Source organism: Tropicimonas sp. IMCC34043 (assembly GCF_003390845.1).
In the GTDB taxonomy this organism is placed as follows: Bacteria; Pseudomonadota; Alphaproteobacteria; order Rhodobacterales; family Rhodobacteraceae; genus Tropicimonas.
In genome coordinates, this window is sequence record NZ_QMEK01000001.1 from 1837219 (window position 1) to 1858090 (window position 20872).

Below are 20872 nucleotides of genomic sequence, written 5' to 3' on the forward strand. Positions count from 1 at the left end.
ACATGTTTCCTATTCCGCGGCCATCCCAAGGCCTTCGAGATTGTCTTCCAGCTCGTCGCTGCCGCGCTGCAGCGCCTCGAGCATCTCGTCGTCAGGTTGCCAGTAGTTCCGTGCATGTGCTTCCAGCAGACGGTTCGCGACACGGGCGCTGGCCGTCGGGTTCAGCTGCGCCAGCCGGCGCCGCATTTCGGGGTCGAGCACGAAGGTCTCGGTCAGCCGCTTGTAGACCCAGGGATCGACCTGGTTCGTTGTCGCCGACCAGCCGAGCGTGTTCGTCACCTGGGCTTCGATCTGGCGCACGCCCTCGTGCCCGTGCTTCAGCATGCCCTCGTACCAGCGCGGGTTGAGCGCCCGCGAACGGGACTCGAGCGCCACCTGATCCTGCAGAGTCCGCACCTTGCCGTTGCCGCGGGTCTCGTCGCCGATATAGACCTGCGCACTTTCGCCACGGGCCCGTTTTACGGCCCGGCTGATGCCGCCGAGTGTGTCGAAATAATGGTCGACCGTGGTGACGCCCAGTTCGACGCTTTCGAGGTTCTGGAACGCGAGATCCACGTCCTTCAGCACCGACTTCAGCAACGCGCCCTGCTGGACCGCCTTGCCCGAGCGGCCATAGGCAAAGCCCTTGCGGCGCTCATAGACATCGGCCAGCTCGTCCTCGTCGCTCCAGGTTCCGGCGTCGATCATCTGGTTGACGTTGGCGCCATAGGCGCCTTCGGCATTCGAGAAGACCCGCAGCGCCGCCGTCTCGAGATCGACGTTCAGCTTTTCGGCATAGGCCAGCGCATGGGCGCGAATGAAGTTCTGCTCGAGCGGCTCGTCGGCGGTCGCGGCCAGCCAGGCGGCCTCGGCCAGAAGTTTGGTCTGCAACGGCAGCAGATCGCGGAAGATCCCCGACAGGGTCATGATGACGTCGATCCGGGGCCGGCCAAGCGCCTCCAGCGGGATAAGCTCGGCGCCCGCGAGCCGTCCGAACCCGTCGAACCGGGGGCGCGCGCCCATGAGTGCCAGCGCCTGACCGATCGGGCCGCCGTCCGACTTGATATTGTCGGAACCCCAGAGAACCAGCGCAACGGTCCGTGGCAGGCTGCCGTGGGCCTCAAGCAGCTTGTCGGCCATCCGGCGCCCGGCGGCCAGCGCCAGTGCGGTCGGCATGCGGAACGGATCGAAGGCATGCAGGTTGCGCCCTGTGGGCAGGATCTCGGGGCTGCGGATCAGATCGCCCCCCGCGACCGGGCGCACGAAATGGCCGCCGAGCGCACGCAGCAGGCCGGGGGTTTCGTGATCTTCCCCCAGAAGGACGCGCATGCGCTCCTTGGTCTCGTCGTCCACGTCCATCTCTTCCAGATGGGCGGCATAACGTTCGGCCGAAGTCGCGCCCAGAACATGCATCCCGTCGGGGATCATCGCATCCTCGGTTTCCAGCAGCGTCAGCCACATGGCGTCGGGCTCGGTGTTCGGGTCGATGTCCACGGCCTCGGCCTGATCGCGCAGCAGGGCGCGGATCTCGGCCTCTTCGTCGGGGCTGTGATCGCCCTGCCGCCAGCGGCCGAGCGTGTCACGAAGCTCCTGCAGCCCCTTGTAGAGGCCGGATTTCGCCAGCGGCGGCGTCAGGTGGGTGACGGTCACGGCATTGGTGCGGCGCTTGGCAAGCGTCGCCTCGGAGGGATTGTTGGAGGCGTAGAGATAGATATGCGGCACGTCGCCGATCAGCCGGTCCGGCCAGCAATCCGCGCCCGGTCCCGCCTGCTTGCCCGGCATGAATTCGAGCGCGCCATGCATCCCGAAATGCAGCAGCACATCGGCCCCGAAATCCTCGCGCAGGTAGCGATAGAACGTGCTGAAGGCATGGGTCGGCGCGAAGCCTTCCTCGAACAGCAACCGCATCGGGTCGCCCTCGTAGCCAAAGACCGGCTGCACCCCGACGAAGACATTGCCAAGATCGGCGCCAAGCACGAAGACCCCGCAGCCATCGCATTGAATGCGCCCCGGCGCAGGGCCCCAGGCAGCCTCGATCTGGTTCAGATGCGGCTCGCGGGATACGATGTCCTCGGCCGAGACATGGGCCGCGACATTGGCGGCCTGACCATAGGTCGCGGCATTGCCGCCCAGCACCATATCGCGCAGCGCATCGACGCTCTCGGGCACCTTCACGGCATAGCCCTCGGCGCGAAGCGAGATCAGCAGGTGGTGCAGGCTTTCGAAGACCGCAAGATAGGCGGCGGTTCCAACCGCCCCCGCATTCGGAGGAAAGCCATAGAGCACGACGGCAAGCTTTCGCTCCGCAGGCTTCGAGCGGCGCAGTCTGGCCAGCTTCTCGACCCGCGCGGCGAGCTTTTCACAGCGTTCCGGGCAGCCGGCCATGGAGCGGCTTTCGGCCGGAACGGCGCAAGCGCGGGTGCAATTGGGGCAGCCCCCCGGTCCATGCCGGCCACCGATGACCGTCGGACCGGTGGCGCCGTCGATCTCTGGCAGGGCGATCAGCATCGTGGTCTCGACCGGGCCGAGGCCGCGCGTGCTGGCATTCCACTGGCCGAGGGTCTGGAACTCCAGCGGGTGGGCGGCGACATAGGGCACATCGAGTGCGGCGAGCGCCTCTTCGGCGGCATGGCTGTCGTTATAGGCAGGCCCGCCAACCAGACTGAATCCGGTGAGCGAGACCAGCGTATCGACGGTGCTTTTGCCGTTGGAGATGAAATAGCGATCCATCGCCGGCCGCCCGTCGAGCCCCGCCGCAAAGGCCGGGATCACACGCAGCCCGCGGGCCTCCATCGAGCGGATGACGGTGTCGTAGTGCGCCGTGTCTCCGGCCAGAACATAGGACCGCATCAGCAAAAGGCCGACCACCGGCCCCGTGCCGCGCGGCAGCGCCCGGACATCCTGACAGATCCGCTCCGGCAGATCCGGGTGATAGAGGCCGACCTCGGGGTAGTCGATCGGTTCCGGCACGCTGATCGCACCGAAGTCGCGCTTGGCATAGCGATGAACCAGAAAGCGCACCAGCGCCTCGATATTGTCGTCCGAACCGCCCAGCCAGTATTGCATGGTCAGGAAGAACGCCCGCAGGTCCTGCGCCGTGCCGGGAATGTACTTCAGCACCCGCGGCAGCCGGCGCAGCATCCGCATCTGCTTTTCGCCGCTCTCGGCAGACGGCTTCTTTGTGCCCCGAAGCCGCTTCAGCAGCTTCATCGCCCCGGTGGCGGGCTTTGACATGTCGAGCGACCCGAGCCGGGTCATGTTGACGATCTCGCGCGCCGCCATGTAGCCGACGAAGGCATCGCAATTGGCGCGGCGGGCTTCCAGATCCGGCAGGATCGCCTGCACATGTTCGTCAAAGAACAGCAGGTTCACCAGAAGGATGTCTGCCGCGGCTACGTCCCTTTTGGCACGGGCGAGGCTGCTTGGGTCCTCGGCCCATTCGGCCGCCGCGTGGACGGCAAGCCGCAAGCCCGGAATATCCGCGGCGAGCCGCGCCTCGGCGCGCTCGACCGGGCCGGCCGCATGTGCGTCCAGCGTCACGATGACGACACGGTACGGCCGTGTGGTCTCCGTATATCCGATCTCATCGCGCATAGTGTGCCTTTGCCTCGTAGAGTGTTTCAACAGTGATGGTCGAGATCCCAAGGTCGGACGCGAAGCGCTCGGTATTGCGCCGCGCCTTGCCGCGGACGAAGAACGGAACCTTCTTCAGTTCCCGCTCTGCCTCCTCCAGCCAGATGACATTGGTGTCGGCCGGGGCCTCGGGGTTCGCCGTCGCACCCGCGCCTTCGGCGGCGCGCGTGTTGGCATGGTGGCTCGCGCCAGCCGCGTCGTGGAACTCGAAATCCTCGCGGAACATGTGCAGCAGGTGCTCCTCGAGCCCCATCAGCAGCGGATGCACCCAGGTGTCGAAGATCACGTTCGCCCCCTCCCAGCCCATCTGCGGGCTGTAGCGGGCGGGAAAATCCTGCACATGCACCGGCGCCGAGATGACGGCGCAGGGGATACCCAGACGTTTGCCGATATGGCGCTCCATCTGGGTGCCGAGGATCAGCTCGGGCTGCGCCCGTGCGATCGCCGCCTCGACCTCCAGATAGTCGTCGGTAACGAGCGCCTCGACGCCATAGCCCGCGGCAGCCTTCCGCAGCGGGCGGGCGAATTCGCGGTTGTAGCAGCCAAGCCCCACCACCTCGAAGCCGATCTCGTCGCGGGCGATGCGGGCCGCCGCCATGGCGTGGGTGGCATCGCCGAAGATGAACACGCGCTTGCCGGTCAGATAGGTGCTGTCGACCGAGCGCGACCACCAGGGCAGGCGCAGATTGCTCGGGTCGCCTGCGGGCGCCGCGATCCCGGCAAGAGCGGCCACTTCGGCCACGAAGTCGCGCGTCGCACCGACGCCGATGGGAACGACGCGGGTCCAGGGCTGTCCGAGGTCGCGCTCCAGCCAGCGGCAGGCGGTCTCGGCCGTTTCCGGATAGAGCAGCACGTTGAAATGCGCGGCCCCGAGTTGCGTGATATCCGACGGCGAGGCGCCGAGCGGGGCGACGACATTGACCTCGATCCCCAGATCCGCCAGCAGCCGCTCGACCTCGGTCACGTCATCGCGATGACGAAAGCCAAGCGCGGTGGGGCCGAGGATGTTGCAGCTGACCCGCTCGCTGCGCGGGACCGGCTTTGCCAGCTTGCGGACGATCTGGAAGAACGTCTCGTCGGCGCCAAAGCACTCCTTCCGCTGATAGGACGGCAGTTCCAGCGGGATGACCGGGATCGGCAGATCCATCGCCTCGGTCAGACCGCCCGGATCGTCCTGGATCAATTCGGCCGTGCAGGATGCCCCGACCAGCAGCGCCTCGGGGCGGAACCGCTCATAGGACTCGCGGCAGGCGCTCTGGAACAACTCGGCGGTATCGGTGCCAAGATCGCGCGCCTGAAAGGTGGTGTAGGTTACCGGCGGCCGGCGGTCGCGCCGCTCGATCATGGTGAACAGCAGGTCCGCATAGCTGTCGCCCTGCGGCGAATGCAGCACCAGGTGCATGCCTTCCATCGCCGTGGCGACGCGGATCGCCCCCACATGCGGCGGCCCTTCGTAGGTCCAGACCGTCAGCTTCATAGCGCGAGCCTCCGGCGGCGGCGCAGCGGCCGGGCGAAGAGTTCGGCCAGATCGCCGGCCTGCTCATAGCCGTGCACCGGCGTGAAGACGAGTTCGATGGCCCACTTGGTGGCAAGCCCCTCGGCCTCGAGCGGATTGGCAAGGCCAAGGCCGCAGACGGTCAGGTCCGGCGCGTCGTCGCGAACCCGGTCAAGCTGCCGCTCGACATCCTGGCCTTCGGCGAGCCGCGTGCCGCCCGGCAGCAGATCAAGCTCGGACGCCATGATCCTGCGGTTGAGATAGGGCACCCCGACCTCGATCGCCGTCATGCCGCATTCGCGCGACAGAAAGCGCGCCAGCGGGATTTCAAGCTGACTGTCGGGCAGGAAGAACACGCGCTTTCCGGCAAGCTCCTCTGCCCGCGCCAAAACCGCACGCCGGGCGCGGGCCCGGGCCGGGGCGGTGACGGCCTCGAAATGCTCCGCCGAGACCCCGAAGGCCTGCGCGGCAGCCCAGAGCCAGCCTGTCGTGCCCTCTTCGCCAAACGGGAACGGCGATTCGAGGATCGTGGCGCCCCGCCGGGCAAGGGCATCCGCGGTCGTGTTCAGAAACGGCTGGGCCAGCAGAACAACAGTGTTCGGACCGACCGTGACCGCATCGCCGGCCCGCCGGGCCGGCAGCACACGAACCGGCGCCACACCGAGATCGGCAAGCAGTCCGGTAAGCTGATCCTCGACCACGTCGGGCAGCGCACCCGCCACCAGCAACTGACGTTCGTCCGATGTTTCCAGAACCGGAACCATCGCGGCAAGGCAGGCGTCCTCACCCTCGGTGAAGGTCGTTTCGAGTCCGGAACCGGAGAAGCTGAGCACGCGCACACGGGGGGCGAGGCGCGCGCTCAACCGCTGCGCCGCCCGCTCGAGGTCGAACTTGATCACCTCGGACGGGCAGGATCCGACAAGAAACAGCTGCCGGATATCGGGGCGGCGATCCATCAGTTGCGCGACCTCGCGGTCGAGCGCATCGTTCAGATCTCCCATACCGGCAAGATCCCCTTCCTCGAGGATCGCGGTGCCGAACCGTGGCTCGGCAAAGATCATCACCCCTGCCGCGGATTGCAGCAGATGGGCGCAGGTGCGGGACCCGACGACCAGAAAGAACGCATCCTGCATCTTGCGATGCAGCCAGATGATTCCGGTCAGGCCGCAGAAGACCTCGTGCTGTCCACGTTCGTGCAGCACCTCGACCGAGCGGCATCCGGGCGATTGAAGAAGCGGCGTTGCCTGTGTCATGCCGCACCCGTTTCCAGCCGTGCGGCCCGCAGTTTCAGCACAAACTGGGTCGCATTCACCGCATAGGCCGAATAGGCCGCCAGCGCGGTTGCGACCTGCCAGCCGACGCTTGCATCGAAGGCCAGCAACAGCAGATAACTGGTGTGAAGCGCGATCACGACAAAGCTGAAGACGTCTTCCCAGAAAAAGGCGGGGGCCAGCAAATACTGGCCGAACACGACTTTTTCCCAGATCGCGCCGGTGATCATGATGGTGTATAGAACAGCCGTCTTGACGATGACCGACAGAGTCGCGGCAGCATATCCCTCGCCCGTCAGGACGAAGCGAAGAACAAGCGTCAACGAAATCAGGAAAACCAGGAATTGCAGCGGCGCAAGGATCCCCTGGACCAGAGTCCAGACGGTGCTGTCGCGCCGCTTCCTCTCCTCATCGGAGTAGAGCCTGATCGGATTTCGATCTCGTTTCAGCACGACGCCCCCCTCCACGTCCCAGTCCGCAGCCATGACGGACGCTACGCTCAGAAGGGGAAAAGTGTCAATTTAAACTTACAGTCAGAGTGTCACACTTTTCGATCCTGCCGCGATCGGGAATCGAATCAGAGGCAATTTGCCTCATCATTTCAAGCTGTAGAAAAATATCACGAGAAACAAAGCGTTGAGACGCGCTGTCTAGTTCCTTTGACAACAGCACGTTGTTGCCGCAATGTGCGACCGACGAACCGGGTTCAGGTCCGCGTGTCAGCACGTCCGGTTTCCCGCATCAGTTCTGCTTCCGGGGGGGGAAAAAGATCGATGAAGTCTGACAATGCATCGAGTCGTTCCACGCAATGTACACCCAGCCGAGCGGAAATTCGGCAGCTTGCCGAACTGGCGCTGGACATCGTGGCGCACAAGGCCGGACCGCCGCCCCGGGAGACAGAGGAATCGCGCGTCCGCGACCTGTGCAATTCGATGCTGCACCACAGCCGCTGCTATCAACAGATCGTTTTGTCGCGACTGGCCGCAAGCGGGATCGGCGCCGCCGAGATATTCGAAAGGTACCTGCCGGCCGTGGCCGACATGCTTGGAGAACGCTGGGTACGAGACGAGATAACGTTTGTCGACGTCACCCATGCCTCGATCCGCCTGCAGGAGGTGGTGCGGCACTATGGCCGGCAATATGCCGGCGAGGATCTGAGGCTGTCGTGCGGCCAGGCGGTGCTGATGTGCGTGCCGAGGTTCGAACAGCACAGTCTGGGGGCGTTCATGGCCGCCAATCAGCTGCGGCGGCTGGGCCTTGTGGTCCAGATGGGAATCGGGTTCAGCGAGAACGAGATCATCGAATCCATGAAGCATCATAATTTTTCGATGATCGGTTTGAGCGCGTCCTCTCAGAAGTCGGTTGCGCCGCTTTGCCGACTGGTAAATAATCTCCGGCGCTCCTTGCCCGAGAGTGTTCCGATCATAATTGGGGGAAAGGTTGTCAACTGCGGTGTCGATATTCAACAAGTGACAGGGGCCGACATGGCAACGATTGACGTCCAGGACGCCGCCAAGCGTTGTGGAATGTTGGGCGGCCAAGAGACTGCACGCACGAGATCCTTCGAACGGGCAGAGAGCGGCCACAAGCCTGGACGATAGGCGTCCCCGAGTGGAGAGCGAATCCGGATGGAGGGTGTATGGTGAATGATCCTGCTGAGGCACTGGAGCCCGCCATGATGATGCATCGTGTTTTGGACGGTATCGCCGGCGAGATAATTGCCAAAGTCTGCGACATCGCGATCCTGATCGATGCCGAGGGCGTAATCCGGTCGCTGACCGTAAACCCCGACAACATGGATCTCGGTTTTCTCGACCATTGGGTCAATCGCAAGATCGACGAATTCCTGACGGTGGAAAGCCGGACCAAGCTTGCCCTGCGCCTGCGCGACCTCGCCAAACCCGGCAGCACCGCGCTGCGCAAGATCGAACTGAACCACATCGACAACACGGCGTGGGAGTTTCCGATCCGCTATTCGATGCACGACACCGGTTTTCCGGGCGAAATTCTGCTGGTCGGCCATGATCTGCGGCCCGTTGCGCAAATGCAGCAGGAACTGGTCACGGCGCAGCTGGCGGTCGAACAGGACTATGAAACCTATCGCGAAGTCGAGGCGCGCTACCGGCTGCTTCTGGAAACGGTTCAGGAACCGGTCGCAATTGTCGACTGCACGACCGGCCGCATTGCCGAGATCAACGCGGCAGCGGCGCGGCTTCTTGGCTCCGACGCCGAGACATTGGCCGGCAGCCAGTTCGCACAGGCCTTCGAAGGTCAGAAGCGGACCGATTTTTGCGAGATTTTGCGCGAGGCGGGATCCGCCAAGAACAGCAAGCGGGTCCAGGTCGAATCCAGACGCGACGGCAAGCTGATCTCGATCTACCCGCGTACGTTCCGTGCCTCCAGCGGTGTGCTTGCGCTGTGCCGGATGCGCTCGGCCGGCGAGGAAGTCAGCGAGTTTGAAACGCTCGGCCGGCGTCTGACCTCTCTCTTCTTCAATGCGCCTGACGCCTTTGTCTTTACCGACCTCAACGGCGTGATCGTGGACGTCAACGAGGCCTTTCTGGTGATGACCTCGGCCAGCCACCAGTCCGAAATTCAGGGACGCTCCCTCGCCGATTTTCTCGCCCGCGGCAGTGTCGATCTCAAGGTCATGACCGACAATGCCTTGCGGGTCGGCCGAATGCGTAACTACGGGACCAAGGCGATCGGCGTGCTGGGCTCGCAGTTTTCCGTCGATATCTCCGTCACCTCCTTGCGGGATGGGCGCGAGCCCGGGTTCGGCTTTGTGCTTCGCGACATGACCCCGCAGGACAGCAATACCGAAACCGTCGGCATCAGCGGACCCGCGCTGCAAAGCGTGGTGAAGCTGGTTGGATCGGCACCGCTGAGGGAACTGGTTTCGGCAACGACCGAAGTCATTGAAAAGATGTGCATCGAAGCCGCGGTGGATCTGACCAACAACAACCGCGTCGCCGCCGCCGAGATGCTGGGGCTTTCGCGTCAGAGCCTCTATGTGAAGCTGCGCAAATACGAACTTCTGTCGCAAGGACCCGAAGAGGACTGATATCGGGCAGCTGCGGCGACAAAGCTGTTGGGATTTGCGTCGTGTCATGATTTATTGACACCATGACTGTCAACAACTCATTACAGATTCGGCGACTCCCCGAACCGCGCGCCTTGCTGACGCTGATCAAGCCGATCACGTGGTTTCCCCCCATGTGGGCCTTCATGTGCGGCGCCGTCTGCTCGGGCGTCGCGCTCGGGGCAGAGGCGGGCACGCTGCTGCTCGGCCTGCTGCTTGCCGGACCGCTGGTCTGCGGCATGAGCCAGGCGGCGAATGACTGGTGCGACCGTCACGTCGACGCAATCAACGAACCCGACCGTCCAATTCCTTCCGGCCGCGTGCCGGGCCGCTGGGGCCTGTGGGTCGCGCTGGCGATGAGCGCGCTGTCCCTCGCAGTCGGTGGCCTGCTGGGGCCATGGGGGATTGTTGCGACGACGCTCGCCGTGATCTTCGCCTGGGCCTATTCCGCCGAGCCGGTGCGCGCCAAGCGTTCGGGAGTCTGGGGGCCGGGCCTTGTTGCGCTCAGCTACGAGGCGCTGCCCTGGCTGACCGGCGCGGCGGTCCTGCTCAACGCCGCCCCGCCCTGGCAGGTGGTGGTCGTGGCCCTGCTCTATGCCTCCGGCGCCCACGGCATCATGACCCTGAACGATTTCAAGGCGCTCAAGGGCGATCGTGCCACCGGCATCCAGTCGCTTCCCGTCGTTCTCGGGCCCGAGCGGGCCGCGCGTCTGGCCTGCATCGTCATGGCCGGCGCACAGCTCGCCGTCATCGCCTTCCTGTGGCTGAACGGCTGGCCATGGCACGCCGGTATCATCGCCCTGCTTCTCGCGCTGCAGCTTGCCGCGATGCGGGTCCTGCTGCGCGACCCGAAAGGGCGCGCGCCCTGGTACAACGGCACCGGCGTGACGCTCTACGTCAGCGGAATGATGGTGGCGGCATTTGCCCTGCGCGGGCTGGAGACACTGCAATGAGCCTGAGCTGGCTGTCCATTGTTCGCCTCGGCCTGGTGCAGATGTGCCTTGGCGCGATCATCGTGCTGACGACCTCCACCCTGAACAGGCTCATGGTGGTCGAACTTGCCCTGCCGGCAATCATCCCGGGCTTCCTCGTCGCGCTCCACTATGGCATTCAGATCACCCGGCCGAGCTGGGGCTATCGCTCCGACACCGGCGGGCAGCGAACGCCCTGGATCATCGGCGGGATTGCGGCGCTCGCGGTCGGCGCCCTGCTTGCCTCGACGGCGATTTCGGTGTTCGAAACCCGGTATGCAGCCGGACTGGCGCTGTCGATCTTCGCCTATGCGCTGATCGGTCTCGGCGCGGGGGCCGGCGGCACCTCGCTGCTGGCGTTGCTGGCGACCGCGACCGACCCGATGCGGCGGGCGGCGGCCGCGACGATCACCTGGCTGATGATGATCTTCGGCATTGCCGCCACCGCCGGCACTGTCGGCCAGTTCCTCGATCCCTACAGCCACGCGTTGCTGATGAAGATCGTCGGCGTGCTGACGCTCGGCGCGCTGCTGGTCACCGTGCTTGCGACCTGGGGGATCGAACGGCGCTGTGCCCTGCCCGAGCGGCCGGAAGAAGACCCTGCCCCCTTGCTCGAGGGCCTGCGCGAGATCTGGGCCGAGCCGCGGGCGCGCAACTTCACCCTGTTCGTCTTCCTGTCGATGACCGCCTATTTCATGCAGGAGTTGATCCTCGAACCCTATGCCGGGCTGGTCTTCGGTTTCACTCCCGGGCAGACGACATCGCTGTCCGGGGCGCAGAATGGCGGCGTGTTCCTCGGCATGATTACGGTCGGTATCTGTGCCAGCTGGCTGCGGATCGGCTCCTTGCAGCTTTGGGTGATCCTTGGCTGCCTCGGGTCTGCCGCAGCGCTTGTGCTGATCGCCAGCCTTGGCCGGACCGGACCGGGCGCGCCGCTGCTGCCGGCCGTGATCGCCATGGGCTATTTCAACGGCGTCTTCGCCGTCGCCGCCATTGCCGCGATGATGCAGCTTGCCGGCGAAGGCCGGTCGCAGCGCGAAGGCTCCCGCATGGGGCTCTGGGGGGCGGCTCAGGCCATTGCGGCGGGCTTCGGCGGGCTTGCCGGAGCCGCAGCGGCCGATGTCCTGCGCCTCGCGTTCGAGGACAGCGCCAGCGCCTTTGGCACCGTCTTTCTGGTCGAGGCCACCCTTTTCGTCGCCTCGGCCGCCATGGCCCGCCAGGTCATAACCTCGGCCCGGCCAACCGCCATCGCGGCCACGATCGTTCCGGGAGAGTGAGAGATGTCGCTTGAAGCCTTCGATGTTGTCGTGGTCGGCGGCGGCCCAAGCGGAGCGACCGCGGCCACAGAGCTTGCCCGCGCGGGCCGCAAGGTCGCGCTGCTCGACCGCGGCGGACGGATCAAGCCCTGCGGCGGTGCCATCCCGCCCCGGCTGATCGCCGACTTCGATATACCCGATAGCCAGATCGTCGCCCGCATCTCGACCGCGCGCATGATCTCGCCCAGCCATCGCAGCGTCGATATCGAGATCGAGAACGGCTTTGTCGGCATGGTGGACCGGGAGTTCTTTGACGAATTCCTGCGGGGCCGCGCCGCCGCTGCGGGTGCGACGCGGCTGGCCGGAACATTCCTGCGCATAGACCGCGACGGCGATGGCACGCATGTCGTCTATCGCCCCGGCGGCGGCGCGGAAACGCGGCTGACCACAAGGCTGGTGATCGGGGCCGATGGCGCGCGCTCGAAAGTGGCGCGCCAGGAGGTGCCGGGCGGGCGCGAAATTCCCTATGTCATCGCCTATCACGAGATCATCCGCGCGCCCGAGGGCGAGCATCGCCAGTATCGGGCAGACCGCTGCGACGTGGTCTATGACGGCGCGATCTCGCCCGATTTCTACGGCTGGGTGTTTCCGCATGGCGCCAATGCCTCGGTCGGCATGGGCACCGGCATCGACGGGATCGACCTGAAGAAAGCGACCGCCGATCTGCGGGTTGCAAGCGGGCTCGCGGATTGCGACACGATCCGCCGCGAAGGCGCACCGATCCCGCTGCGCCCGCTCGACCGCTGGGACAACGGCAAGGACGTGGTCGTTGCCGGGGATGCGGCCGGTGTGGTCGCCCCCTCCTCGGGCGAAGGGATCTACTATGCGATGGTCTGCGGACGCTTCGCCGCCGAGGCGGTGCAGGCCGCACTCACGTCAGGCAAGGCCAGCGATCTCGGCCGCGCCCGCAAGGCCTTCATGCGCAAGCACAAGACCGTATTCCGGGTGCTGCAGTCCATGCAGGACGCCTATTACCGCTCTGACGAGCGGCGCGAGCGCTTCGTCTCGCTCTGCCATGACCGCGACGTCCAGCGGCTGACCTTCGAGGCCTACATGAACAAGAAACTGGTCCACAAACGGCCGCTGGCCCATGTGAAGATCGGGGTAAAGAACCTTCTGCACCTGAGCCGGCTGGTGCCGGCGGCCTATACATGACCGAATACATCCCCGCCTGGCGCGACGGAAAACTCGCGCCGGAAGAAAAGCTCGCCGTGCATCGGCTCGGGTTGAAACACATGGCCGTCTCGGTCTTTGTGCTGTCCGGCGAGGCCGTGCTGCTGCAACAGCGCGCGGCCGGCAAGTATCACACGCCGGGCCTGTGGACGAACACCTGCTGCACCCATCCGCGCTGGAACGAGGCGCCCGAAGTCTGCGCCATTCGCCGCCTCGACGAAGAACTCGGGATAACCGGTCTTGCGCCCCAATTCCGCCAGAAGGTCGAATACCGGGCCGAGGTCGGGGCCGGGCTGATCGAACATGAGGTGGTCGATATCTTCGTGGCCGAGGTCGCGGACCCGGCCTCGATCGTCGTCAACCCGGACCCGGACGAAGTGGCCGCGGTGCGCTGGATGAACCTGCCGGAGCTGAGGGCAATGACAACGCGGTTCCCGCACCGCTTCACGCCATGGCTGCGGATCTACCTCGACGAGCACGCGGAACAGATCTTCGGTCAGCACGCGGGTCTCGTCTGACAGGCGGCTTCCGCTCCGACCGCGTGCACCCGGCAACCGGGTCATGTCTGTCAGGTCGGCGCGCCAATGGCGCTCAAAACCCCGATTGCGAGGATCCCGCTTTCCGGGAGAGGGGCGATTGCGCCCGTGCAATGCACATCGGCGCCCCCTTTGGCTGATCTGCCCGGCCGGAGCCTTGGCCGGACAGATCATCCCCGGGCGTCAACCGCCCAGATGCACGACGTTTGGCGCGATTTCGGTACTGGCCTGGCCCACGCAGAGCCGGGCCGAAGCGGCAATGTCCGCCGCGGTGAGGCCGGCATCGGCATACATCTGCGCGGGCGACGCATGGTCGATGAAGCGGTCGGGCAGCGTCAGGGTCCGCACCCGGAGATTGCCGTCAAGGCCGCCGGTCTCGGCCAGATGGTGCAGAACCTGCGCCCCGAAGCCGCCGCGCGCGCCCTGCTCTACGGTCAGCAATGCCCGGTGATTCCGTGCAAGCTGGCCGATGAGCGCGGTGTCGAGAGGCTTGGCAAAGCGGGCGTCCGCCACGGTGGCCGAGATCCCCTCGGCCTCCAGCAGTTCGGCTGCCGCAAGGCATTCCTGCAAATGCGCCCCGAACGACAGGAAGGCGACATCGCTGCCCTCGCGCACGACCCGGCCACGGCCGATTTCCAGAATCTCTCCGTCTTCGGGCAGCGCCACGCCCACCCCGGCACCGCGCGGATAGCGGAAGGCGATCGGCCCCGCGTCATGCGCCGCGGCCGTTGCCACCATGTGCACCAGTTCCGCCTCGTCGGCGGCCGCCATCACGACAAAGCCCGGCAGGTTCGACAGATAGGCGACATCGAAAGCCCCGGCGTGGGTGGCACCGTCCTGCCCCACCAGTCCCGCCCGGTCGATGGCGAACCGCACCGGCAGCCCCTGCAGCGCCACATCGTGCACGATCTGATCGTAGGCGCGCTGCAGGAAGGTGGAATAGATCGCGCAGAACGGCCGCAGCCCGCTGGCGGCCATTCCGGCCGCGAAGGTCACCGCGTGTTGCTCGGCGATGCCGACGTCGAACACCCGCCCCGGACAGGCCTTTGCAACGATGTCGATGCCGGTCCCCGACGGCATCGCCGCCGTCACCGCAACGATACGCGAATCTCTGGACGCAGCCCGCGCCAGCGCATTCCCGAACACCGAGGTATAGCTTGGCGCGGTCGCGCTCGACTTTGCCTGCTTGCCGCTTGCCACGTCGAATTTCGCCACGCCGTGGTACTTGTCGGCCGAGGTCTCGGCCGGCGCATAGCCCTTGCCCTTGACCGTGTGGCAATGAATCAGCACCGGACCGCGCGCCCGCGCCCGCGTCGTACGCAGGACGTTCAGCAGCTCGGGCAGGTCGTGGCCATCGACCGGCCCGACATAGGAAAAGCCGAGTTCCTCGAACAGCGTCCCGCCATGCGGCTTGCCGGTGACAAGCTGCCGGGCGCGACGGGCGCCCTGGCGCACCGGCCCGGGCAGGTTGGCCTCGACGCCTTCGACGATCTCGCGCATCGCCGACAGCGGCGGCAGACCCGGCAGACCCGGCAGACCGGACAGATAGGCCGACATCGCCCCCACCGGCGGCGAGATCGACATTTCATTGTCGTTGAGGATCACGAAAACCCGGCGCCCCTGATCACCGGCGTTGTTGAGCGCCTCATAGGCCATGCCGCCGCTGATCGCCCCGTCCCCGATGACGGCGATCACGTCGCCGACCGGTTGCCCGAGGTCGCGCCCGACGGCGAAGCCGAGCGCAGCCGAGACCGAGGTCGAGGAATGCGCGGCGCCGAACGGGTCATAGGTACTTTCGGAACGCTTGGTGAATCCCGAGATCCCGCCCTTCTGGCGCAGGGTGCGAATGCGGTCGCGGCGCGCGGTCAGGATCTTGTGGGGATAGCACTGGTGGCCGACATCCCAGATCAGCTTGTCATGCGGCGTGTTGAACACCGCGTGCAGCGCGACGGTCAATTCGACGACCCCGAGCGAAGAGCCGAGGTGGCCGCCGGTCTGCGAGACCACCGAAATCGTCTCTGCCCGGAGTTCCCGTGCCAATCGCACCAACTCGTCCTGCGACAGACGTCTCAGATCCGCGGGGGTATGGACCCGGTCGAGCGTCGGGGTCGCCGGGCGGTCTTGGATCGGATCGTGCATTGGGGCCTCCCTTCAAAATCGTGCCACCGCGCAGCGTCGCCGCGCGGTGGCATTGGTTCAGGTCAGTGCAGTTCCCGCGGCATTGGCCGTGGGCGCTGCATCCTGGGCTCGTGCCGAAGCGCCGGCATGAGCTAGTTGTAGGTCGGTGGCTCGGAACTCGCGAGTTCCGGCCAGTCGGCGATCATGTTCTCGCCATCCAACGGCTTCTGATAGCCCTTGTGACAGGTGGCACAGGCGATCTTGGGCGCATCCGCGTGCTTCGGACCCAGCCGTTCCGGCGGGAACAGCGGCGTCAGCGGCAGCATGTAGTCGTTGTTGAGTTCCAGAACCATCTGGATCCCAAGCGTGGCTGTCGCCCACTGCGGCGTGACCTCCGCAACGTCATAGAAAGCGCGGGTGTTGTGGCAGAAGGTACAGTTCACGCCCATCGAGTTGGCGAAGTTGTTCATGAGCGAATACGTCCGCTCAGCCTGCTGGATCATCGGATCACCGGGCAGGTTCTTCACCCGGGGTTCCAGATCGTGAACCTTGATGGTTTCGCCATCGACCAGGAACTTCTGCAGCGCATCGTGCGGCAGCGAGGTCGAGACGGTCATCATGGTCGCGAAGTTCTGGTTCGCGGACCAGCCGGCAACCGATTCAAGCATCGGATCGATGCGGAACCAGATGTCGGAAGGCACAGGCTGCCCGCGGTGGCAGGTGTAGCAGTTCACCCCTGCCTCGCCGCTGACATTGACGTGGCCATCCCAGTTCTCGTTCAGGTTCTGGGTCATTTCGATCATGCGCCAGGCGACCTGGGTCTGGTAGTTGTCCTGCTCCAACAGGTCCGGGATACCCGTCCACGTCCGAAGCTGCCCGACCACACGGTCATAGTTCTCGACCGTGAGATCCGCCAGCGGACCGGCGAACTCGTGAACGTCACCCGCCCGTTCTTCGCCCCCCTGGGGGACGACCGGAGCTGCAGTGGTGTAGAGCGCGATCGTCGGGTCGGGAGCGGCGGACTTGAACTCCACCACGCCCATTCCGATGCCCCGCGGACCGGTCTGCTGGGTTTCCGTCGCCCAGGGGTTGCCGATTGCAACAATCGCTGCTGCGACAACCACCGCCCCGCCGGCTGCACCTACAAGTATCGCGGGACCTTCGATGTCCGTCGGGTTTTTCCGGTTCCATTCATCGAACCATTTCGGGAACATCTCAGCCTCCACCAAGCATATAGGCTTCGTAGCCATAGGCTCCGTTATAGCTCGGTGCGAAATTGTGCTCGACCGCCCAAAGGAACCAGTTATCGACAACGGTGCCTGTCAGCAGGATGCCGATGCCACCGGTGATCGGAGTGAGGACGGCGAACCACCAAGCCCAACGGTGAATGCCTTCCATCGTCGCGTTGAAACCCATCGTCCAGCGCCAGAACAGGGCAGAACGCTCTGCTGCAGTGCCACGGTCGTACATCTGTTCAACTTCACGGTCGCCGCCGAGACGCCCGACCGAGAGAATGGTCGCAGCATGCATCGCGAACAGCAGAACCGAGCCGTAGAGGAAGGCGATCGAAAGGCAGTGGAACGGGTTGTAGTAGAGGTTGCCGTAGCGGATCGAGAAGGCGGTCGTCCAATCGAGGTGCGGGAAGATGCCGTAGGGCACCGCCTCGGACCAGGACCCCATCAGGATGGGCCGGAACAGGCCAAGCACGAGGAACAGCCAGATCGCAGAGGCAAACGCCCAGGCAACATGGGTGCCCATCTTCAGCTGCTTGGCCAGCAGGTAGGTCCGCAGCCACCAGGCCATCACCGAAACCAGCAGGAAGAAGCTCGAGATGATGTACCAGCCGCCTTGGTTCAGCGGCGGAATCCGCAGCCCCCACTCCGGCCCCGGCGGCTCGAGCGCCAGCCAGAACAACTGCTGCAGGAAGGTCGGGATCGACCAGCCGACCTGCGCCAGCATGTTCAGACCGACGATGAAGAACCAAATGAAGCCGGTCGCGATCGAGATGGTTCCCAGGTAGCCGAGGAAGATCGGGCCGATCTGGGCGTTGCCGATCCACCCTGCGAGGGAGGAGTGGCCACCGGGCGCGGTGCGGTCCCGCCCGATGTTGTTCTCGTTGTCCATCCCCGGGTCCAGCGCACCCTGAACCTGAACCTGGGTGAAGATGTTTTGATACTCGATCATAGTCCTGCTCCCGTCGTTTGGGGCCAGATCGGCAGTTCGAGCCACCAGTTCCACCAGGACGGCCAGCTATCGGTCCAGACCGGGCCCGAGATGATGATGCAGACCGCCGACCAGAAGACGGCATTGATTGCCAGAAGGAAACCAAGCCGGTGAATTCCGAGCGGGCCAACCGAGTAACCGATGAGATCCCGGAAGAACGTGTCTTCATAGTCCGGGGTCAGCGCTTCCTCACCCTTCTGCGGGTTGGCTGCCGAAAGGATCAGCGAGCCGTGCAACGCCAGGGCAAATGTCGTGGTGAAGAACAGTGTCACCGCCAGCATGTGCGCCGGGTTGTAGTGGAAGTGCAGATACGCATAGCCGGTGTTCGACACCCAATCGAGGTGCGAAAAGATCCCGTAGGGAAATCCGTGCCCCCAGGCGCCCATCAGCAGGGGCCGGAAGATCACAAGCGTTACATAGGCGAGAATGGCGAAGCTGAAGGCGATCGGCACATGGTATCCGATGCCGAGCTTGCGGCAGATCTCGACCTCGCGCAGGGCCCAGCTGATGAAGGCGACCGTGGCACAGATCGTGATGATCTGCCACAAACCGCCGTCCTCGAGCGGTGCCATCCCGAGCCCGTAAGACAGGTCCGGCGGCGCGATATTTATTGTCCAGGGATTGAAGGTTCCTTGCAGTGCGGCGCCCCAGAAGATCAGGAGGGTACCGAGCAGAGCAAAAAACAGCGTGAGAACGCCGAAGAACCCGACATAGAACGGACCGACCCAAAAATCGAAGAGATCGCCGCCAACCAGGGTGCCCCCGCGCACCCTATACTTTTTTTCGAAACTGAGCATCGCCATGGCGCATTCTCCAGTTGATTGCAGCCCCCGCGCGGTGAGTGCACAGCCGATCACGGGATGTGGGGGGCCGCGGGCGGACCGTTAAAAAACGGCCGCTCGCGGCATTCTCGATTTACTGGATTGCGTATTTCGCTTGCGCGATTTCGAGCCAGTTGAACCCATCGGTGCTGAGCAGGACGAGGTGAATCATCACAGCCAGCAGGAACAGGAAAACCCCTTGAGCCACAAAGACGCGGCGGGGATCGAAGATCAGCCAAATCTTGTAGAACTTGCTCATGATCTTTTTCCTCTCAGAACCACGGGAACCAGATGAACGTTGCGAGGTGAGCAACCACGGCGACGGCCACGAAAAGCCAGAGCCCGCTCATGTAAACTGCGTGCAGTTCCTGCGCCTGTTCATCGGTGAGACCTGTGAAGGACAGGTCGGTGTTGTCAGCCATGGAAACTTCCTCCGGATAGCATGACGGTGGCACCGGGCTCTGTTAGCCCGGCGATCCGCCCGCGGAATGCGGGCGAATGGCGGTTCCGGCCCTCAGGCCGAAAAAATCAGCGGCGTTATGGTCGCCGCGTCGTTCCAGGCGCGATCGATCACGCTGCGCCGGATCCCGGCGACATCGCCGACGAAAATGGCGCGGAGCCACTTCACGAAGGCGGGCGGGACCGCGAGCAAGAAGATGATCGCGAAATAGATCCGGTATTCGGTCACCGGGGCATGGGGCAGCCGGCCAGAACCGGGTTTGTCCGTCGACATGTCGGTCATGGCGTCCTCCTGTTCGGTTTCGTGTTGGTCGTCCTGTCGGGCGCAACCGCCCGTATCGTCTGCAGCGCCACATGATCGGCGCCGGCGGCCAGGGCGGCCTGCTCGGCGGCGTCGCGCAGCGACTTCGCAGCAGAAATTCGTGTCAGCACCGGATGGTCGGCCACCACCTGGTCAAGCCAGGCCTGTGCGTCGGCATCCCAGGGAAGATCGCGGCGCAGCCGCGTCGGGGTTTGTTCGGCCTCGTCGAGCTTTGTGCCCAGCGGCAGGATATGGAACAGCGCATCGAACAGCGCGTTGCAGACCTCCTGCACCAGCCAGGTTGCCCCGGCATAGCCCATCATCGGCGTGCCGGTGGCGCGCCGGATCGCGGCGCCCGGGAAGCTTGCCGGGATGAACGACGGCTTTGGACCGTGCCCCTGCCCCGTCTCGGCCAGATAGATCTTTTCGTTGATCGAGCCGAAAACGACGAGCGGCCGCTTTTCGGCCAGCATCGCGCGAACAGCCTCGTTGTCGGTCTTGGTGCCGGCACAGCGGGCGACCGCGAAGGCGCAGGGAAGCCCCATGTCGGTTTCGAGGAAGTTCCGGATGCCGCGGGCATAGGTCTCGCTTGCGACGATCGCAAAGCTCGCGGTCGCGAAGAAATCCTGCGTGACCGAGCGCCACAGGTCCCACAGCGGCTTGATCGTCGAATGCTTCTCGCGGGTGATGAACGGCTCGGGATCGAGCCCCAGGATCTCGCCCAGCTTGCGCAGGAACAGCGTGGTCGAATGCAGCCCGATCGGTGCCTGCAGGTAGGGCTTGCCGAGCAGCTCGGCCAATCCGCGGCCGAATTCCCGGTACATGACGATGTTGGCGTCGGCATTCACAAGATGCCGCATCTCGTCGAGATGCGCGCCGAGCGGCATCACCATGTTGACCTCGGCGCCGATGCCTTCGACCAGCCGCCGGATCTCGGCAAGATCGGAGGGCATGTTGAAGGTGCCGTACATCGGGCCGAGGATGTTGACCCGCGGCTTGGCGCCTTCGGCGCGCTTCGCCTCCTTCGGCATCCGATCCTTGGTCATGCCGAATTCGCTGAACAACCAGGTCATTGCCCGGTCCGCGGCCTGCCATTGGTCCTCGTCGATGGTCCGCGGCAGGAAGCGTTGGATGTTGGTCCCCTGCGGCGTTACCCCGCCCCCGATCATCTCGGCGATGGAACCGGTGACAACGACGGCCGGCAGCGCCGGATCGAGCGTGCCCCAGGCGCGCTTCATCGCGTCCTCGGTGCCCGAGCTCATTTCCTCTTCGCCAAGGCCCGTCACGACAATCGGCAGCTCGTGCGGCGGCAGCGCATCGGTGTAGTGCAACACCGAGGTCACAGGCAGATTCTCGCAGCCGACCGGCCCGTCGATCACGACTTGCAGGCCCTTGACGGCGCAGAAGGCATAGACAGCCCCCCAATAGCCGCCCGCCCGGTCATGATCGAGGATCAGCATTCCTGTGCCTCCGCCCTCACGGTGTTTTGGCTGC

Annotated in this window: 18 protein-coding genes; 6 read left to right on the forward strand and 12 right to left on the reverse strand. The window is 64.9% G+C overall.

Features of this window, described 5'->3' with window-relative positions; genetic code table 11:
• Positions 1 to 9: 9 nt before the first annotated feature.
• The 4 genes from DQG17_RS08670 to bchF are packed head-to-tail and all read right to left on the reverse strand — an operon-like array spanning position 10 to position 6863.
• Positions 10 to 3573, reverse strand: a complete 3564-nt coding sequence (locus tag DQG17_RS08670) for a magnesium chelatase subunit H (protein ID WP_116132294.1) — start codon at positions 3571 to 3573, stop codon at positions 10 to 12.
• Entirely contained in the window at positions 3563 to 5089 is a 1527-nt protein-coding gene (bchB, locus tag DQG17_RS08675; protein ID WP_116132295.1) for a ferredoxin:protochlorophyllide reductase (ATP-dependent) subunit B, read from the reverse strand. Before bchB ends, DQG17_RS08670 begins: the two co-directional genes overlap by 11 nt.
• Positions 5086 to 6360 (reverse strand): ferredoxin:protochlorophyllide reductase (ATP-dependent) subunit N, encoded by a 1275-nt coding sequence (locus DQG17_RS08680; RefSeq protein WP_116132296.1) that lies wholly within the window; start codon positions 6358 to 6360, stop codon positions 5086 to 5088. Before DQG17_RS08680 ends, bchB begins: the two co-directional genes overlap by 4 nt.
• Positions 6357 to 6863 carry a 2-vinyl bacteriochlorophyllide hydratase gene (gene bchF / locus DQG17_RS08685; RefSeq protein WP_116132297.1) on the reverse strand — a complete coding sequence of 169 codons (507 nt, stop codon included), beginning with the start codon at positions 6861 to 6863 and terminating at the stop codon, positions 6357 to 6359. Before bchF ends, DQG17_RS08680 begins: the two co-directional genes overlap by 4 nt.
• A gap of 288 nt (positions 6864 to 7151) precedes the next feature.
• On the opposite strand from bchF, the gene DQG17_RS08690 reads away from it, so the two are divergent.
• The 6 genes from DQG17_RS08690 to idi all read left to right on the forward strand — a co-directional run bounded on the left by DQG17_RS08690 (position 7152) and on the right by idi (position 13438).
• Positions 7152 to 7979, forward strand: a complete 828-nt coding sequence (locus DQG17_RS08690; protein WP_116132298.1) for a B12-binding domain-containing protein — start codon at positions 7152 to 7154, stop codon at positions 7977 to 7979.
• Between the two features lie 41 nt (positions 7980 to 8020).
• Entirely contained in the window at positions 8021 to 9442 is a 1422-nt protein-coding gene (gene ppsR, locus DQG17_RS08695; RefSeq protein ID WP_157973555.1) for a transcriptional regulator PpsR, read from the forward strand.
• Between the two features lie 62 nt (positions 9443 to 9504).
• Complete coding sequence (gene chlG / locus DQG17_RS08700) at positions 9505 to 10413, forward strand: chlorophyll synthase ChlG (protein WP_116132300.1); 909 nt, start codon at positions 9505 to 9507, stop codon at positions 10411 to 10413.
• On the forward strand, positions 10410 to 11708 hold the full coding sequence (locus DQG17_RS08705) for a BCD family MFS transporter (RefSeq protein ID WP_116132301.1): 1299 nt from the start codon (positions 10410 to 10412) through the stop codon (positions 11706 to 11708). The genes chlG and DQG17_RS08705 overlap by 4 nt, the downstream gene beginning before the upstream one ends.
• A 3-nt stretch (positions 11709 to 11711) precedes the next feature.
• Positions 11712 to 12902: a geranylgeranyl diphosphate reductase gene (locus tag DQG17_RS08710; protein WP_116132302.1), complete on the forward strand. Its 1191-nt coding sequence runs from the start codon at positions 11712 to 11714 to the stop codon at positions 12900 to 12902.
• On the forward strand, positions 12899 to 13438 hold the full coding sequence (gene idi / locus DQG17_RS08715; RefSeq protein ID WP_116132303.1) for an isopentenyl-diphosphate Delta-isomerase: 540 nt from the start codon (positions 12899 to 12901) through the stop codon (positions 13436 to 13438). Before DQG17_RS08710 ends, idi begins: the two co-directional genes overlap by 4 nt.
• A 201-nt stretch (positions 13439 to 13639) precedes the next feature.
• On the opposite strand, the gene dxs is transcribed toward idi, so the two are convergent.
• From dxs to bchZ, 8 genes are all read right to left on the reverse strand, one after another.
• Entirely contained in the window at positions 13640 to 15595 is a 1956-nt protein-coding gene (gene dxs / locus DQG17_RS08720; RefSeq protein ID WP_116132304.1) for a 1-deoxy-D-xylulose-5-phosphate synthase, read from the reverse strand.
• Positions 15596 to 15726: 131 nt separating this feature from the next.
• Positions 15727 to 16788, reverse strand: a complete 1062-nt coding sequence (gene pufC, locus DQG17_RS08725) for a photosynthetic reaction center cytochrome PufC (protein WP_116132305.1) — start codon at positions 16786 to 16788, stop codon at positions 15727 to 15729.
• Between the two features lies 1 nt (position 16789).
• On the reverse strand, positions 16790 to 17758 hold the full coding sequence (gene pufM, locus DQG17_RS08730) for a photosynthetic reaction center subunit M (protein ID WP_116132306.1): 969 nt from the start codon (positions 17756 to 17758) through the stop codon (positions 16790 to 16792).
• Positions 17755 to 18600, reverse strand: a complete 846-nt coding sequence (pufL, locus tag DQG17_RS08735) for a photosynthetic reaction center subunit L (RefSeq protein WP_116132307.1) — start codon at positions 18598 to 18600, stop codon at positions 17755 to 17757. The genes pufM and pufL overlap by 4 nt, the downstream gene beginning before the upstream one ends.
• A 112-nt stretch (positions 18601 to 18712) precedes the next feature.
• Positions 18713 to 18877, reverse strand: coding sequence for a light-harvesting antenna LH1, alpha subunit (pufA, locus tag DQG17_RS08740; protein ID WP_116132308.1), 165 nt, complete (start codon positions 18875 to 18877; stop codon positions 18713 to 18715).
• A gap of 13 nt (positions 18878 to 18890) precedes the next feature.
• The gene (gene pufB, locus DQG17_RS08745) at positions 18891 to 19040 is read right to left on the reverse strand and encodes a light-harvesting antenna LH1, beta subunit (RefSeq protein ID WP_116132309.1); all 150 of its coding nucleotides are present in this window, start codon (positions 19038 to 19040) and stop codon (positions 18891 to 18893) included.
• Positions 19041 to 19132: 92 nt separating this feature from the next.
• On the reverse strand, positions 19133 to 19360 hold the full coding sequence (gene pufQ, locus DQG17_RS08750; protein WP_116132310.1) for a cytochrome PufQ: 228 nt from the start codon (positions 19358 to 19360) through the stop codon (positions 19133 to 19135).
• Positions 19357 to 20838 (reverse strand): chlorophyllide a reductase subunit Z, encoded by a 1482-nt coding sequence (bchZ, locus tag DQG17_RS08755; RefSeq protein ID WP_116132311.1) that lies wholly within the window; start codon positions 20836 to 20838, stop codon positions 19357 to 19359. Before bchZ ends, pufQ begins: the two co-directional genes overlap by 4 nt.
• Positions 20839 to 20872: the final 34 nt, after the last annotated feature.

Bases quoted from the DNA above. Each gene is read 5' to 3' on its own strand.
- pufQ (WP_116132310.1), bottom strand. From the start codon at position 19,360: ATGACCGACATGTCGACGGACAAACCCGGTTCTGGCCGGCTGCCCCAT.
- bchF (WP_116132297.1), bottom strand. From the start codon at position 6,863: ATGGCTGCGGACTGGGACGTGGAGGGGGGCGTCGTGCTGAAACGAGAT.
- dxs (WP_116132304.1), bottom strand. From the start codon at position 15,595: ATGCACGATCCGATCCAAGACCGCCCGGCGACCCCGACGCTCGACCGG.
- bchB (WP_116132295.1), bottom strand. From the start codon at position 5,089: ATGAAGCTGACGGTCTGGACCTACGAAGGGCCGCCGCATGTGGGGGCG.
- pufC (WP_116132305.1), bottom strand. From the start codon at position 16,788: ATGTTCCCGAAATGGTTCGATGAATGGAACCGGAAAAACCCGACGGAC.
- DQG17_RS08680 (WP_116132296.1), bottom strand. From the start codon at position 6,360: ATGACACAGGCAACGCCGCTTCTTCAATCGCCCGGATGCCGCTCGGTC.
- idi (WP_116132303.1), top strand. From the start codon at position 12,899: ATGACCGAATACATCCCCGCCTGGCGCGACGGAAAACTCGCGCCGGAA.
- pufA (WP_116132308.1), bottom strand. From the start codon at position 18,877: ATGAGCAAGTTCTACAAGATTTGGCTGATCTTCGATCCCCGCCGCGTC.
- pufL (WP_116132307.1), bottom strand. From the start codon at position 18,600: ATGGCGATGCTCAGTTTCGAAAAAAAGTATAGGGTGCGCGGGGGCACC.
- DQG17_RS08670 (WP_116132294.1), bottom strand. From the start codon at position 3,573: ATGCGCGATGAGATCGGATATACGGAGACCACACGGCCGTACCGTGTC.
- DQG17_RS08710 (WP_116132302.1), top strand. From the start codon at position 11,712: ATGTCGCTTGAAGCCTTCGATGTTGTCGTGGTCGGCGGCGGCCCAAGC.
- pufB (WP_116132309.1), bottom strand. From the start codon at position 19,040: ATGGCTGACAACACCGACCTGTCCTTCACAGGTCTCACCGATGAACAG.
- pufM (WP_116132306.1), bottom strand. From the start codon at position 17,758: ATGATCGAGTATCAAAACATCTTCACCCAGGTTCAGGTTCAGGGTGCG.
- DQG17_RS08705 (WP_116132301.1), top strand. From the start codon at position 10,410: ATGAGCCTGAGCTGGCTGTCCATTGTTCGCCTCGGCCTGGTGCAGATG.
- bchZ (WP_116132311.1), bottom strand. From the start codon at position 20,838: ATGCTGATCCTCGATCATGACCGGGCGGGCGGCTATTGGGGGGCTGTC.
- chlG (WP_116132300.1), top strand. From the start codon at position 9,505: ATGACTGTCAACAACTCATTACAGATTCGGCGACTCCCCGAACCGCGC.
- DQG17_RS08690 (WP_116132298.1), top strand. From the start codon at position 7,152: ATGAAGTCTGACAATGCATCGAGTCGTTCCACGCAATGTACACCCAGC.